Genomic DNA, 14,821 nt, shown 5'->3' with positions numbered 1-14,821 from the left:
TTATGTGAATAGAATTATATTTGTCCTCAAATTACTAATATTTAAACATTAAAATATGTCATTTTCAGATTTATTCGATAGCGGATTTAAAAAGCGCAACGAAGACCATTTTGCAGCCATTGTAAGGGTTGCACAAAGTGATGGGATTATTACTGATAAAGAAAAAGCTTTCCTAGATCGTCTAGCAACACGCTTAGATATTTCTGCAGAAGATTACGAAGAAATACTAAAAGATTATAAAAGTCATCCTATTAATCCTCCATCTTCATACGATCTACGTTTAGAGCGTTTATACGATTTAGCACGTATGGTTTGGATTGATGATATCGAAGGACCTAATCAACATTGGTTATTAGAAAAATTATGTGTTGGCTTAGGGTTTCATGCTCAAAATGTAAGATATATTGCTGATAAAGCTTTAGCTCTAGCGCATGATAAAGTAGATGCTGATACTTTTATTACAGAAATGAAAAACATGAACAAATAGTCGTTGACTTAAGTTCTGTAAAAGTAAAAAGCAACCTAAATAATTAGGTTGCTTTTTTGTTGTTGTTTATGACTTAGTTTAAAACTCTTTTTCTGCGTTACGCATAAATTCTTCTACTTTTTCTACCATATTTTTACTACCACAAATAAAAGGTGCACGCTCGTGTAATTCTTTTGGATCTAAATCCATAATACGGGTATATCCGTCACTCGCTTTTCCATTAGCTTGCTCAGCTAAAAATGCCATAGGATTACATTCATATAACAAACGTAGTTTTCCATTAGGGTTTTTAGAACTTTGAGGATACATATAAATCCCTCCTTTAATCATGTTTCTATGAAAATCAGAAACCAAAGAACCTATATAACGACTTGTATAAGGACGATCTCCTTCTTCTTCCTGGCAATATTTTATATATTTTTTGATACCAATAGGGAAATGTGAATAATTACCTTCATTTACAGAATAGATATTTCCATCTTCTGGAAATTTCATATCAGGGTGAGACAAATAATAAGATCCTATTGCTGGGTTAAGCGTAAAACCATTAACACCATGTCCTGTTGTATAAACTAACATCGTAGAAGTTCCATATACCACATAACCAGCTGCAACTTGTGCACTTCCTTTTTGTAAAAAATCTTCAATTTTAACAGGTGTTCCTATGGGAGTAATACGTCTGTAAATTGAAAAAATAGTTCCTACAGAAACATTAACATCGATATTAGAAGATCCATCTAACGGATCAATTAAAACAACATATTTGTTCTGATTATTTTCATCTTGACTATTAATGGCAATAAAGTTATCTTCTTCTTCACTCGCTATTCCACAAACAATATTTCGTTTGGTTAAAGTTTGAATAAATTTATCATTAGCATACACATCTAATTTCTGCTGATCTTCACCTTGAATATTAACATCACCAGCTGTACCAATAATATCTACCAACCCCGCTTTATTTACTTCATGGTTAACAACCTTAGCTGCTAAACGAATAGAATTTAAAAGACGAGAAAGTTCACCAGAGGTATATTTAAAAGACGTTTGATTTTCTATTATAAATTCCCCTAGGGTTTGATTTGGTTTAGACATGAAATATGTTATTGATTATATGCTCACAAATATCGTATTTTTTTAAAGAACTACAACGTTTTCGCTTTCTAAAAATTGTTTTATGAAGCGAGTTTAGATTACCTTTGATGTTTTTTATTCGTAATAATGAAACAACCAAGATTAGCGGTCATACAAGATATGCCAAGAGTGATAGAGCTTATTCAAGAATTAGCAACTTTTGAAAAAGAAACAGATGCTGTAGAAATCACACAATCCGATTTAGAAAAAGATGGCTTTGGTACCAACCCAAAGTTTACCTGTTTTGTTAGTGAGCTTGAAAATAAAATTGAAGGTATTGCCTTAGTTTACCCGAGATATTCTACTTGGAAAGGCCCAATTTTACATTTAGAAGATCTTATTGTTAGTGAAAATTCTAGAGGCAAAGGACTTGGAACTCTACTTTTAGACGCCGTTGTTAAACATGCTAAACAACTTGGTGTAAAACGTGTAAGTTGGGAAGTTTTAGATTGGAACGAACCTGCTATAAAATTCTACGAAAGTAAAGGTGCAAACGTTATGAGAGATTGGAATGTAGCACATTTAAATGAAAAAGGAATTGAAAATTATTTAAATCAATTATAATGCAAATTTATAAGTTTGGTGGCGCATCTGTAAAAGATGCTGATGGTGTAAAAAACTTAGCAAAAGTTTTAAAAACTACAGGGTATGAGAATACTTTGGTTGTTGTTTCTGCAATGGGAAAAACAACAAACCATATGGAATTGGTTATCAAAAATTATTTTGAGCACAAAAATGAATTGCAAAGTGCCATCTATGACGTTATAAAATGCCATAACGATATTTTAATTGATTTATTTGAAAATAATCGTCATCAAGTATTCGTAGATGTCAAAACACTTTTTGAAGAATTAAATGCTTTTTTTAAAAGTAATAAATCACCAGATTACAACTATGTTTACGATCAGGTTATTGGCTATGGAGAATTAATTTCAACCACTATTATTAGTCATTACCTTAATGAAATAGGCTTAAAAAACAATTGGTTAGATGTTAGAGAATTTGTAAAAACAGATAACTATTACAGACATTCTAACGTAAACTGGGAAGCTACACAACAAAATATTTCTTCTAATTTAGATCCAAAAGTTTTAAATATTACACAAGGATTTTTAGGCAGTGATGCCAATAACTTTACCACAACATTAGGTAGAGAAGGTAGTGATTATACGGCTGCAATTTTTGCTTATTGCCTAAACGCTAATAGTGTAACCATCTGGAAAGATGTTCCTGGAGTTTTAAATGCAGATCCTCGTCATTTTGAAAACGCACAATTACTACATCATATATCATACAGAGAAGCTATTGAATTGGCTTTTTATGGTGCTTCTGTAATTCACCCAAAAACGCTTCAGCCCTTACAGCAAAAGGAGATTCCTTTGTTTGTAAAATCGTTTTTAAACCCAGAAGGAGCAGGAACTTGTGTTAGTAAAGGAAAAGCATTAGAACCTAAAATCCCATGCTTTATTGTAAAGAAAAACCAGACTTTAATTTCACTTTCATCATTAGATTTTTCGTACATTATGGAAGATAATATTAGTGAAATTTTTAGTTTATTACATTTATACAAAATGAAGGTAGATATGATTCAGAATTCGGCAATTAGCTTCTCTGTTTGTATCGATAATTTATATGATAATTTAGAAAAATTACTTCAACATTTAAAAGCTAAATTTAAAGTAACATGCCATAATAATGTCAGTTTATACACCATTAGACATTATAATGAAGATGTTGTAAAAGAGCTTGAAAAAGATAAAATCGTGTTATTAAAGCAGCTAGCACAAGTAACAGTACAAATAGTTACTAAATAATTAGTTGTTACATTTGTTTATGGGGAAATCATCAGATAAAGGATTAGTCACCGCAAAGGAAGTTGCAAAGGCAATTCATGTTGATAAATATGGGTTCTTAGGAACCTTTTTGGGTTGGGTATTAATGAAAGTCCTAAAAATATCAACAATAAATAAATTCTACTTGCGAAATAAGCATCTTAGTGATGGTGCTTTTTTAGATGCTATATTAGACGAATTTCAAATTAAGTTTGAAATCCCAGAAGAAGACATGAAAAGGCTTCCAAAAGAAGGACCTTATGTCACAATTTCTAATCATCCTCTTGGTGGTATTGATGGTATTTTACTGTTAAAATTAATGATAGAGCAACGTAGTGATTTTAAGATCATTGCTAATTTTTTACTGCACCGCATTGAGCCATTAAAACCATACATCATGCCTGTTAATCCTTTTGAGGGTCGTAAAGATGCAGCAAGCAGTATTTCAGGTTTTAAAAATGCAATTTTACATTTAAGAGCGGGGCACCCATTAGGTATTTTTCCTGCTGGGCAAGTATCCACATATAAAGATGGAAAATTAGTTGTGGATAAAGAATGGGAAGCCTCTGCAATGAAATTAATTCAGAAAGCAGAAGTTCCTGTAGTTCCTATTTATTTTCATGCTAAAAATAGTAGATTATTTTACCGACTTTCTAAAATAAGTGACACACTAAGAACTGCAAAATTACCATCAGAAGTGTTAACGCAAAAAAGACGTATAATTAAAGTTAGAATAGGTAAACCTATCTCTTTAAAAGATCAAAAAGAACATCCAACGCTTCCTGAATTCTCAGAATTTTTAAGACGAAAAACCTATATGTTGTCTAAAACTTTTGAAGATAAACCTAAACTTTTAAACAATATTCAATCTCAGTTAAAAGTGGCTAAGTTACCTAAGCGTATTGTTACTCCTATTGCACCAAAATTAATGATTGCCGAGGTAGATAAGCTTAGACTTGGAGATTGTAGACTTTTAGAAAGTAAAAACTACGAGGTATTTTTAGCATCTCCAAAAGACATTCCTAATATACTAAGAGAAATAGGCCGTTTGCGTGAAATTACTTTTAGAGAAGTTGGAGAGGGAACTAACGAAGCGATTGATTTAGATAAATTTGACACTTATTATCACCATATGTTTTTATGGGATAATGTGCAAAACGTAATTGCCGGAGCTTACCGAATGGGCTTAGGTTCTAAAATTTATAAGCGTTTTGGTATTGACGGATTTTATCTTCAAGATTTATTTCGTTTTGAACCAGAATTACATAAAATGATGAGCCAATCTATTGAAATGGGGCGTGCTTTTATCATTAAAGAATACCAACAAAAACCAATGCCTTTATTTTTACTTTGGAAAGGAATTGTACACATTACATTGCGTTTCCCTGAGCACAAATACTTAATTGGAGGTGTAAGTATCAGCAACCAATTTTCTAATTTCTCTAAGAGTTTGATGATTGAGTTTATGAAATCTCATTACTACGATCCTTATGTGGCACAATACGTACATCCTAAAAAAGAATTTAAGGTAAAACTAAAAGATGCTGATAAAGAATTTGTTTTTGACGAAACAGAAGCCGATTTAAATAAATTCGATAAAATTATAGATGAAGTAGAACCAGGTGCTTTACGTTTACCTGTATTGCTTAAAAAATATATTAAACAAAACGCAAAACTTGTAGCATTTAATGTAGATCCGTTATTTAATAATGCGGTTGATGGTTTGATGTATATAAAAATTGCCGACTTGCCAGATAGTACTGTAAGACCTGTAATGGAAGAGTTTCAGGCTGAGTTAGAGCGTAAGTTTATGGACAATCAAGATAAATAAGCAAGTCTATTTATCACAAACACTTAACAAGGTTACTTGTTTTTGATTTTAATAATACTTCATAAAAAAACCAGAACTCACGTTCTGGTTTTTTTATAAATATTTTTAAGATCGCTTAAAACCAAGATTTTTTTCCTACTTGGTATGTATTATAGAAGTCTTCATCTGATTTTGTGAGGTAAATAATCCCTTCAATTAAACCAACTAGACCCACAAGCCAAACAACAAGAATACCAACGCCTACACAAGATAAAACAATACCTAATAGTGTAATACCTAATAAGATTCCACCTTCTTTATTGTAACCTAAAATAAATTTATGAACTCCAAAAGCACCAAGTAAAATAGCTAATATACCTGCTAACATTTTCTTATTGTCTCCGGGTGCATTACTAAATGTTTCTTTAGCATCATCAGAAAACTCCTTTGCAGACTCTTTAGCTTCGTCTGTAATTTCATTAACTTTTTTACTTATTGTTTCACCTGCTTTTTTTGCATTGTCTTTAGCATCATCTAACATATCGTTAAGATCATTACCTAAATTTTTATTATCGTCTGACATTTGTTTATTTAATTTAATGGTTAGTATTATTACAGATTTTTGATAGCGTCAAATTTAGTGAAAAAACGCAGATAATTACTTAAATGCAGAATCAATAGGTTCCCATAATTCAATTTTATTATTTTCATTATCTAGAATCCAAGCAAACTTACCATAATCATAAGTCTCCATATCACCTACAATTGTTACACCTTCGTCTTTTAAGACTTTTAAAAGCGTCTCTAAATCTTCAACACGGTAGTTAAACATAAATTCTTTTGGGGAAGGCTCAAAATACTTGGTCTCATCAGGGAAAGGACTCCATTGTGTTGAACATTCTTTACCTTCTTTGTCTTTCCACCAAAACGTAGAACCATAATCATCTGTATTAAAACCAAGATGTTTATTATACCAATCTTTAGAGGCTTTTGGATCTTTTGTTTTAAAAAATAATCCACCAATACCTGTAACTCGTTTTTTCATTTTGTCTTAAATTTTCACACTCTTATAATAAAATTTCGATAATGTAAAGTAACCGTAAGAGCGTTTTATTATTACTTTTTTATTGTTTGCTCATAAATTTTAATCCACTCTTCATAAGTTAACTTCGTAACGAGTTCTCCTATTAATTCAAAAGGAATTTCATCCATTTTTTTAAATCTAATACAGCTTTTTCCCATATCTAATTTACGTTTGCAATGCTTAGGATATTCGTTAATAAACCAATCATGTAATTCTTGTTGGGCATATATACCGCTATGGTATAGATTTATTGAGTTCTTTTGAGAAGCAAAACTCATAAAAGGTAAAGGTATTTTAGGATCACAATGGTAACCATCAGGATATACAGAATGTGGCACATAATAACCAATCATTCCATATTGAATGCCTTCTTCAAAACCTTTAGGTAAGTTAAGTCTAATAACATCTCTTAATTTTTGTAATATTTGCTGACAATCTTCTGGAGCTTGTTTAATATAATCTTCAGCACTTGTGGCCTTATATTGCATAGAGATACGTTTATGAGTTTTCTAAATTAGTAAAAACATCTTTAGAAGCTAATTTAGATTTTTTAAGCACAATTTTTTTTAACATCCAATTGGGGTAATTACTATTATCTTCTGCATCATAAACACGTAGATTTTGTGAGGAATCAGCCTGTATTAAATCGTCTTGTTTGCATCCTAAAATAACGGCTGCAGTTTGAACACCCGAATATCCAGCTCCAGCAACACCATGAGATAATGTACTAGAACCACACATATAGAGATTTTCTATTTCGGTTTTCATTTTATAAGCAAAAGGACCAATATGCTTTAAGCTTTTTTCTGTACCGTAAACGTTTCCTTTTGTAGCATTAATATAGTATTCATTAGTTATTGGTGTCCCTAATTCTTGATGTACAATATTTGAAGTAATACCAGGAACGACCTTTTCTATACTTTTTAAAAACTTCTGAATTATAGCTTCTTTAAATTCTAAATAGGCAGGTGAACGCTTCTCCGTTTCGTCTTTAAAAGCTGCAAAAGCATCGTAATTTATATATGTAATTGCTTCTATTGTGTGATATTTTCCATCAAAACTTACAGGATCTTTTAATGTGGTACAACTAATAAACATACCCGGAAATTCTTCGTCTTCTAAAAGGTCTATTTTTTGTGAATCATTATATACTTTATCTAAATCTTGGTCAGACAATAACCAGATATTTCCGGAATCTAAACCTGCATTTTTCACATCCATATCTACTGTTAAAAACAACATGATAGACGTACATGAATATTTTGTTCCATTTAATTTTTTAAGCAATTTTTTACTTAAATGCGTTTCTCCAATAAGTTTAGAATATGTAATACCAGGATCAGCATTAGAGATAATGCGTTTGGCAAAAAGTTGCTCTCCAGATTCTAATTCTACACCAATAGCTTTTTTTGTATGACTTCCTTCTAATAAAATTTGTTTTACAGAAGTACTAGTTTGTACTACTCCATGATACTTTTTTATTTTATTAGTCATGGCTTTAACTAAAGATCCACCTCCACCCATTGGATAATAGCCCCCAGCAGAATAATGATCCATAATAGCAGCATGCATAACAAAACTTGCTTTAGATGGCGGCAAACCATGATCACCAAATTGCACATTTAAAATACTTTGTAATAATGGATCTTTTACATGCCAATTAACAACGCGTTTTAAACTAAAGGGTGCATATTTTCCCATATGTTTAGTACGAAAGGGAATTGTAATTTGTTGCCATAAACCCTTTATTTTTGGAATAAGCTGCAACTGCCTACCAACATTTTTAACTAAGGTTAGATACTTAATAATTCCTTTTTTTTCATGTGGAAAAAGTTCTATTAAGGCCGCTTTTAAATCCTCGAAATTTGAAGGGTAATCAAAGCGTTCTTTTCCAATGTGGCAATGTTCATAAGCTTTAGGATTCATTTTATAGAAAGCAATATCATTTGCAATACCTAAACCTTCGTAAAGTTCGCTTGTAGATTGACCTTTGTCTAGTAAACCAACATAATGCACACCTGGCGTAAATCTATAACCGTTAAGATAAAAACTATGACACCAGCCTCCAGGAACATCATGTTGCTCTAAGACTAATACTTTTTGACCTGCTCTAGCAAGACATATTGCGGCGGATAAACCACCAACTCCAGAACCAATAATAATGGTATCATAAGTGATTTGCGGAGTGTTATTTTTAGTAGTTGACATACTTACAAGGTACTTTTATTTTTCTTAAAAAAAGCACGACTCTGATTTTAGTCTATTAAGATTGAAATATGTTGAATTTAAACAAAACGTATTACTTTTTTGAAAAAGCGATAATTTTATCCACAATGGTTTGTGAGAGTTTTATGTTACTTTCAATAGTCCAACCAGCGACATGTGGTGATAATAGAACTTTTTCAGAATTTATAAGATATTGAAAAGCTTTAGGCATTGCATCGGAAGAAAATAAATTTTCGAATGATGATTTTTCGTATTCTAAAACATCTAATCCTGCTCCTAAAATTTTACCAGATTCTAATGCTTCTACTAAATCTTTGGTAACTACACTTTTTCCACGTGCCGTATTAATAAGCCAAAATGGTTTTTTAAATCCGTTTATAAAGTCCGAATTTACCATATTGAGTGTTAAATCGGTTTGTGGTATATGCAAGCTTAACACATCGGCTTTTGTTTTTAATTCTTCAAGTGTAACTTGTGTGGCGTTTGCATTACCTACGTCGGGTTTAATATCGTAACATAAAACATCGACATCAAAACCACGTAGTTTTTTAGCAAAAGCATTCCCCATATTTCCGTAACCAATAAGTCCAACTGTTTTACCATCTAACTCTAATCCTCGGTTTTCCTCACGTAACCATTTACCTTCTCTAACTTCTTTATCGGCTTTATTTAGTTTATTAAAAAGTGAAAGTAACATTCCTAAAGCATGCTCACCAACGGCATTTCGGTTACCTTCTGGTGCAGAAATAAGATGCACTCCTTTTTCTTGGGCGTATGTGCAATCTATGTTTTCTAATCCTGCGCCTACACGACCTATAAATTTGAGTTGTGTTGCGGCATCTAAAAATGCTTTATCTATACTAAAGCGACTTCGGATGATTAGACCATCGTAATCGGCAATTTTAGCTTCAATTTCTGATTTTGAAGAGGTAAAGTCTTCGTGATTGGTAAATCCTAAATCATTAAGTTGATTTAGTAATAATGGATGATTGGCGTCTAAGTGTAATATTTTCATAGCAATACCTTCTAAAGCAGGTGTCTTATTTAGAAATTTTATGAAGTAAAGTTACAAAGATTTGTGCTAGGCTTGTGTTCTATTTTGAATGAAAACGAGGATTTGCGTTAAGGATTGAACGGCTTGTTTGAGCTCTTTTGCTTTTTCTGCAAAAAGCGAGTAGTGAAAGCCTGACCTTTGTGGTAACGCCCAAATATTAAATACCTAAAATTAATTTAGCAATAAGGAAATAAATTAAAATCCCGAAAACATCGTTGCTAGTGGTTATAAAAGGACCTGTAGCAACGGCTGGATCAATACCACGTTTGTCTAAGAAAATAGGAATAAAAGTCCCGATAAGAGCGGCCATAATAATCACAGCAATTAAAGCAATACTAATGGTTATGGATACAATATATGGGGTTCCGAAAATAAAATGAGTGATTAAAATAGCAACTAAAGAAATAGCAATACCATTAACTACGCCTAGTAAAAACTCTTTGAATAATCGTTTTAAAATTTTACCATCAATAGTGCCATTAGCAATACCCTGAACTACGATAGCTGAGGATTGTACGCCTACATTTCCGGCAGTTGCCTGGATAAGCGGAACAAAACTTAATAGGACTACAAAATTGCCCATATTATCATTAAACTGCTCTATAATACTAGCTGCACCAAGCCCTCCAAACATACCAATAAACAACCAAGGTAAACGTGCTTTTGTGAGTTTTAGAATACTATCATCGGCTTCTACGTCTTGAGAAATACCTGCTGCTAATTGGTAATCTTTGTCGGCTTCTTCTCTAATGACATCTATAATATCATCGACCGTAATGCGACCAACAAGAATGTTGTGATCGTTAACTACAGGAACAGCTTCTAAATCGTATTTAGCCATTATTTTTGCAACGTCTTCTACATCATCATGGACATGAACCCAAGCCACATTGTCTTTAACAATATCTGCGATTTTTTGATCACTTTTAGAAACAATTAAATCTTTTAAAGATAACCGACCAATAAGTTTGCCTTGTCTATCTACTACATAAACAGAATGTACTCTTGTTACATCTCTAGCCTGACCTCTAATGCGACGTAAACAGCCTGCAACAGTCCACGTTTCGTAAACTTTAACGAGCTCTTTTGCCATGAGTCCACCTGCTGTATCTTCATCGTAAGCTAAAAGTTCTTGAATTTCTTCTCTATGCTCAGTATCTTCAATTTGCGAAATAACTTCGGCTTGCCTGTCTTCGGGAAGTTCTGCTATAATATCTGCAGCATCATCCGTATCTAACTCTTCAATCTCTTCAGCAATCTCTTTATTAGAAAGATTTTTAAGGACCTTTTCTCTAATATCTTCATCAAGCTCCATTAGGATTTCTGAAGTTATTTCAGAACCCAAAAGCTTTATAACATATACAGCTTCATCTAGATTTAACTCATCAAGAATTTCGGCAATATCCGCGTGGTGATACTCATTTAAAAGTGATTTAATTTCTTTGTCGTTTTGTTTTTCGACAAGGATCTCTACCTTTTCTACAAGTTTATCGGTAAGCTGAAATTGGATGTTATCTTGACTATTATCTTCCACTCTTAAGTTTGCTATTTAGAGTTGTTATTATAGGACTTAATGATTAAATGTAAAAGTTAATCTTTATCATTTTCAATTAGCGATGTTAACTCAATAAATTGTGAAACGCTTAATTGTTCTGGTCGCTGGCCAAATATAGTATTTGCTTTTAAATCATCTGACAGATCAAATGTTTTTAAACTGTTACGCAATGTTTTTCTACGTTGTTGAAATCCTGTTTTTACAACTCTAAAAAACAATTTCTCATCGCATGGCAACGTAAAATTTTCTTTTCGCTTAAGACGTAAAACACCCGAATCTACTCTTGGTGGAGGATTAAAAACAGTTGGAGGTACCGTAAATAGATATTCGGCATCATAAAAAGCTTGTGTTAATACAGATAAAATACCATAAACCTTAGAACCTTCTTTAGAACAGATTCTAAGAGCAACTTCTTTTTGAAACATCCCTGAAAACTCAGGAATTTGATCCCTCATTTCTAAAGTTTTAAATAATATTTGAGATGAAATATTATAAGGGAAATTACCAATAATAGCATAAGGCTTACCGTTAAAAACAAGGTTTAAATCGTACCTTAAAAAATCTTTTTCAATAACTCTATCTGCTAAATGAAGGTAATTATTTTTTAAATAAGCAACAGACTCTGTATCGATTTCAATAACATGCGTCGTGGTATCTTTTTTTAGAAGATATTTAGTAAGCACACCCATTCCCGGACCAATTTCTAAAACATCACTATATCCTTCAAGAGATAAACTATCTGCTATGTCTTGCGCTATAGATTCGTCTGTTAGGAAATGCTGTCCTAAATGTTTTTTTGCTTTTACTTGATGTTGATTTTCCACGAATACAAGGCTGTTTTTAATGAGTTGTGATGCAAAGATAAGCGATGGTTAATTGAGAGGCGAAAAGTTCTAAGTTTATTTCAGGAAACAAAGAATCTTGAAACATTGGACACAATTAAAATCTGATTATAAAATTGTAAGGCAGTAAAACCTTTAGGCTGGCTAAGAAATAGAAAATAACATTGGTATTAAATCACCGATATATCATATTAAAATCTCAATACTTAACAGGATGATGATTTATGCTTTCACAAAATATTCATCTATCACTTCTAATTCTGTTCTAAATGATAAAACTTTTTCTCCAAAACGCTTAAGCCCTACTTGTCTTAAACTATCGGCATCATTATCGTAATAAGCCTCTAATGCTTCTCTAGAGTGTGCTCTATATTGCACAGAATACGTATCTGTCTCTTCATCCTCTACCAAAACTTTGGTAAGCTTAGCTTCTTTAAATTTACCTGTAGCCAACACTTCTGCAATATGGTCTTTAATCCATATTAACCATTCGTCATGAATACTTTTATCAATGTTAAGAGTAACATTATATATAATCATTTTATTAAAATTTAAATTGAACGCAAAAATAAGAATTAAAAAATGATAGTTTAATATAGTTCTTAACACGAAAATAGGAAAACGGACTTAAAACTCTATTACAAAATTAAAATACTATAAATAGTTTTGGAAAGAAACTAAAAAAAGAGTTATAGACTAATAACAAAACCTATAAGCGAATACAAATTATCTATATTTGGCAATTGAAAGTATAATTTAATACTGAAAATCAATTTAAAAGATCTCCACGTAACGCTCTAAAACGTCGTCTAGCTTCAATAAAATAAATACTATCTTGGTAATCAAATAAAATGCGCTCGTAATGTTCTTTGGCTTCTTCAGGATTTGCTAATTGTGTATTATAGAGTTCTGCTAAATAGTAATGAGCATCATCAGCTAAAATACCTTCGCCATAATCTTTTATAATTTCTAAATAATTAGATTCAGCTTTATCAAATTGTTTTGTTTTTTCAAAAAGTTTGGCTTGTTGAAAAAGAGTTTGGTCAGTTATACTTCCCCCTTTATGTTCTTTTAAAATTTGAGATAAAAGCGTAATCGCTTCTTTTGTTTTATTCTGAAAGGCAAACAAATCGGCTTTAGCATATTGTTTTAATGCTGTTTGTGTACTATCCTCATATTTGTTATCAGAGATCAAAAGTTTTAAATCTAACGCATCATTTGCAATAAGCTGTGAAGTTGAAGATTTTAAGATATTAAGTTGAGATTCTGCCCAATCAAAATCACCTTTATAATAACTGGTTTTAGCAACTTTAAATCGTGCTTCTTGTGCAAGAGGACTATTTTTTAAGTTGACTTGTATTTGAGAATAATAAATCAAAGCCTCATTAAACTTTTCTTGAAGGACTAAAATATCAGCTAATAGTAATTTAACTTCTGCCTGCTGAAATTTAGATATAGAAAGTTTTAAACTTTTCTTTAAAAATTTAATGGCAGATTCTGTGTCTTTTAAGTTAAACGCTAAGAATTTACCATAAGCAAGTTGTAATGGTAGTGTTCTTTCAGATTTTCCGTATTCTTCAAATAGAGATTGATATTTTTTATCTATCTCTAATATCATTTTATCATCAGCATTATTAGTCTCAATTTCTAAAAGAGATTTATGAGCATTTAAAAGTGCTCCCAAATTTTGAGTTGATTCTAATATAAACTTATAAATCGTCTGTGCCGTTTCATCGTCGTTGTCCTCATGTGCAATAGAAGCTAATTCAATAATACGATAGAAACTTTCTTGACTACGTTTATAAAGTGCCTTTTCTTGAATAAAAGATTTTTTATACGCTTTTTCTTGTACGTATAACCAACTCAACATTTCGTACCAGTAGATTTTTGGCTGTTGCTGTATTTTTTTTAGTAACTGACGTCTTAAATATATATTATTATCATTAGAACTATCTTCAGATACAAAGTCGCTAAATGCACGCTTAATACTATTGATATGATCAGGAGAATAAGCAATGAAATCTATATAATTAGAAAACATTAATTCTACATCACCTTGATCACCATAAATTCTAGCTAATTGAAGACTATAGTTTTTTTCTGGTGTTAATCTTTTTCCTTTTTCATAGACTTCTATCGCTTTATCTAAAAGAGAATAATCTTCAAATCTCTTTGCTACTGAATTAATGTAGTTAGGATTTTCATCTATAAAGTCAATTGTTTGACCATAATATTTATCCGCAGCTAATTGATTGCCTTCTAATTGATAATTATAACCTAAAACAACAACTGTCATAGGGTTGTATCGCTGTGATAAGATTTTTATAATAATCTCTCTAGCATCACTAAACTGCTCTAACTGTTGGTAAATATCTATGAGCTTTAAATTGTACTGGTAGTGATAAGGACTTTCTTTAACTAGATTTTCATAGATAATTAATGCTTTTTTAAATTCTCCTTTTATATAATAACTTTCAGCCTGGTCTTCGTTTGTTTGTGAAAAACCAGAATACCAGCAACAGATTATAAGTAAAAGAAAAATTCGTTTTAGCATTATTCTATTTTAAGACATTGAGATCATCTAGATCAATTCAAATATAATAAATGAAACGTTATTAAAACATAAAATAAATACTTTAGTATAAGCTTAGCTTTACTTCTAAACATTTATTAGAAATCAAAAGTTCTAAAACACAAAAAACCCTTACTAGCTAACTAGTAAGGGTTCTTAAAAAGGCGGCGACCTACTCTTCCACAGTAAAGTAGTACCATCGGCGCAAACGGGCTTAACTACTCT

At 31.5% G+C, this 14,821-nt stretch carries 14 protein-coding genes; 4 read left to right on the top strand and 10 right to left on the bottom strand.

Features of this window, described 5'->3' with window-relative positions; translation table 11 throughout:
• Nucleotides 1–55: 55 nt before the first annotated feature.
• A complete protein-coding gene (locus tag HSX10_RS00070; protein WP_173586157.1) occupies nt 56–487 on the top strand; it encodes a tellurite resistance TerB family protein in 432 nt (143 codons plus the stop codon).
• Nucleotides 488–565: 78 nt separating this feature from the next.
• Here HSX10_RS00070 and fbp read toward each other — a convergent pair whose 3' ends face one another.
• Nucleotides 566–1,582: a class 1 fructose-bisphosphatase gene (gene fbp / locus HSX10_RS00065; RefSeq protein ID WP_173586156.1), complete on the bottom strand. Its 1,017-nt coding sequence runs from the start codon at nt 1,580–1,582 to the stop codon at nt 566–568.
• 126 nt (nt 1,583–1,708) lie between these two features.
• Here fbp and HSX10_RS00060 point away from each other — a divergent pair, with 126 nt between their 5' ends.
• From HSX10_RS00060 to HSX10_RS00050, 3 genes are read left to right on the top strand one after another with little or no spacing between them, the layout of a single operon-like run.
• Nucleotides 1,709–2,185 (top strand): GNAT family N-acetyltransferase, encoded by a 477-nt coding sequence (locus tag HSX10_RS00060; RefSeq protein WP_173586155.1) that lies wholly within the window; start codon nt 1,709–1,711, stop codon nt 2,183–2,185.
• Nucleotides 2,185–3,435 carry an aspartate kinase gene (locus tag HSX10_RS00055; RefSeq protein ID WP_173586154.1) on the top strand — a complete coding sequence of 417 codons (1,251 nt, stop codon included), beginning with the start codon at nt 2,185–2,187 and terminating at the stop codon, nt 3,433–3,435. Before HSX10_RS00060 ends, HSX10_RS00055 begins: the two co-directional genes overlap by 1 nt.
• Nucleotides 3,436–3,454: 19 nt before the next feature.
• Entirely contained in the window at nt 3,455–5,284 is a 1,830-nt protein-coding gene (locus HSX10_RS00050) for a GNAT family N-acyltransferase (protein WP_173586153.1), read from the top strand.
• Between the two features lie 115 nt (nt 5,285–5,399).
• Here the strand turns inward: HSX10_RS00050 and HSX10_RS00045 are convergent, their stop codons facing one another.
• The 9 genes from HSX10_RS00045 to HSX10_RS00005 all read right to left on the bottom strand — a co-directional run bounded on the left by HSX10_RS00045 (nt 5,400) and on the right by HSX10_RS00005 (nt 14,578).
• Nucleotides 5,400–5,846, bottom strand: coding sequence for a TM2 domain-containing protein (locus tag HSX10_RS00045; RefSeq protein ID WP_173586152.1), 447 nt, complete (start codon nt 5,844–5,846; stop codon nt 5,400–5,402).
• A 75-nt stretch (nt 5,847–5,921) separates the two neighbouring features.
• Nucleotides 5,922–6,308 (bottom strand): VOC family protein, encoded by a 387-nt coding sequence (locus HSX10_RS00040; protein ID WP_173586151.1) that lies wholly within the window; start codon nt 6,306–6,308, stop codon nt 5,922–5,924.
• Between the two features lie 71 nt (nt 6,309–6,379).
• Nucleotides 6,380–6,835, bottom strand: a complete 456-nt coding sequence (locus HSX10_RS00035) for a DUF1801 domain-containing protein (protein ID WP_173586150.1) — start codon at nt 6,833–6,835, stop codon at nt 6,380–6,382.
• Nucleotides 6,836–6,845: 10 nt separating this feature from the next.
• Nucleotides 6,846–8,555, bottom strand: a complete 1,710-nt coding sequence (locus tag HSX10_RS00030) for a phytoene desaturase family protein (RefSeq protein ID WP_173586149.1) — start codon at nt 8,553–8,555, stop codon at nt 6,846–6,848.
• A gap of 91 nt (nt 8,556–8,646) precedes the next feature.
• On the bottom strand, nt 8,647–9,588 hold the full coding sequence (locus HSX10_RS00025; protein ID WP_173586148.1) for a 2-hydroxyacid dehydrogenase: 942 nt from the start codon (nt 9,586–9,588) through the stop codon (nt 8,647–8,649).
• A gap of 196 nt (nt 9,589–9,784) precedes the next feature.
• A complete protein-coding gene (gene mgtE, locus HSX10_RS00020) occupies nt 9,785–11,161 on the bottom strand; it encodes a magnesium transporter (RefSeq protein ID WP_367651247.1) in 1,377 nt (458 codons plus the stop codon).
• Between the two features lie 56 nt (nt 11,162–11,217).
• The gene (gene rsmA, locus HSX10_RS00015) at nt 11,218–12,006 is read right to left on the bottom strand and encodes a 16S rRNA (adenine(1518)-N(6)/adenine(1519)-N(6))-dimethyltransferase RsmA (protein ID WP_173586147.1); all 789 of its coding nucleotides are present in this window, start codon (nt 12,004–12,006) and stop codon (nt 11,218–11,220) included.
• A gap of 240 nt (nt 12,007–12,246) precedes the next feature.
• The gene (locus HSX10_RS00010) at nt 12,247–12,564 is read right to left on the bottom strand and encodes a DUF4286 family protein (protein ID WP_173586146.1); all 318 of its coding nucleotides are present in this window, start codon (nt 12,562–12,564) and stop codon (nt 12,247–12,249) included.
• Nucleotides 12,565–12,793: 229 nt separating this feature from the next.
• A complete protein-coding gene (locus HSX10_RS00005) occupies nt 12,794–14,578 on the bottom strand; it encodes a tetratricopeptide repeat protein (protein WP_173586145.1) in 1,785 nt (594 codons plus the stop codon).
• Between the last annotated feature and the right edge of the window lie 243 nt (nt 14,579–14,821).

This window comes from Winogradskyella undariae (assembly GCF_013285155.1).
In the GTDB taxonomy this organism is placed as follows: domain Bacteria; phylum Bacteroidota; class Bacteroidia; order Flavobacteriales; family Flavobacteriaceae; genus Winogradskyella; species Winogradskyella undariae.
Note: the sequence above shows the minus strand (reverse complement) of the source record. Positions and strands in the feature narration are given on the sequence as shown.

Coding starts and splice junctions, on each gene's coding strand:
- HSX10_RS00070 (WP_173586157.1), top strand. CDS start 56: ATGTCATTTTCAGATTTATTCGATAGCGGATTTAAAAAGCGCAACGAA.
- fbp (WP_173586156.1), bottom strand. CDS start 1,582: ATGTCTAAACCAAATCAAACCCTAGGGGAATTTATAATAGAAAATCAA.
- HSX10_RS00060 (WP_173586155.1), top strand. CDS start 1,709: ATGAAACAACCAAGATTAGCGGTCATACAAGATATGCCAAGAGTGATA.
- HSX10_RS00055 (WP_173586154.1), top strand. CDS start 2,185: ATGCAAATTTATAAGTTTGGTGGCGCATCTGTAAAAGATGCTGATGGT.
- HSX10_RS00050 (WP_173586153.1), top strand. CDS start 3,455: ATGGGGAAATCATCAGATAAAGGATTAGTCACCGCAAAGGAAGTTGCA.
- HSX10_RS00045 (WP_173586152.1), bottom strand. CDS start 5,846: ATGTCAGACGATAATAAAAATTTAGGTAATGATCTTAACGATATGTTA.
- HSX10_RS00040 (WP_173586151.1), bottom strand. CDS start 6,308: ATGAAAAAACGAGTTACAGGTATTGGTGGATTATTTTTTAAAACAAAA.
- HSX10_RS00035 (WP_173586150.1), bottom strand. CDS start 6,835: ATGCAATATAAGGCCACAAGTGCTGAAGATTATATTAAACAAGCTCCA.
- HSX10_RS00030 (WP_173586149.1), bottom strand. CDS start 8,555: ATGTCAACTACTAAAAATAACACTCCGCAAATCACTTATGATACCATT.
- HSX10_RS00025 (WP_173586148.1), bottom strand. CDS start 9,588: ATGAAAATATTACACTTAGACGCCAATCATCCATTATTACTAAATCAA.
- HSX10_RS00010 (WP_173586146.1), bottom strand. CDS start 12,564: ATGATTATATATAATGTTACTCTTAACATTGATAAAAGTATTCATGAC.
- HSX10_RS00005 (WP_173586145.1), bottom strand. CDS start 14,578: ATGCTAAAACGAATTTTTCTTTTACTTATAATCTGTTGCTGGTATTCT.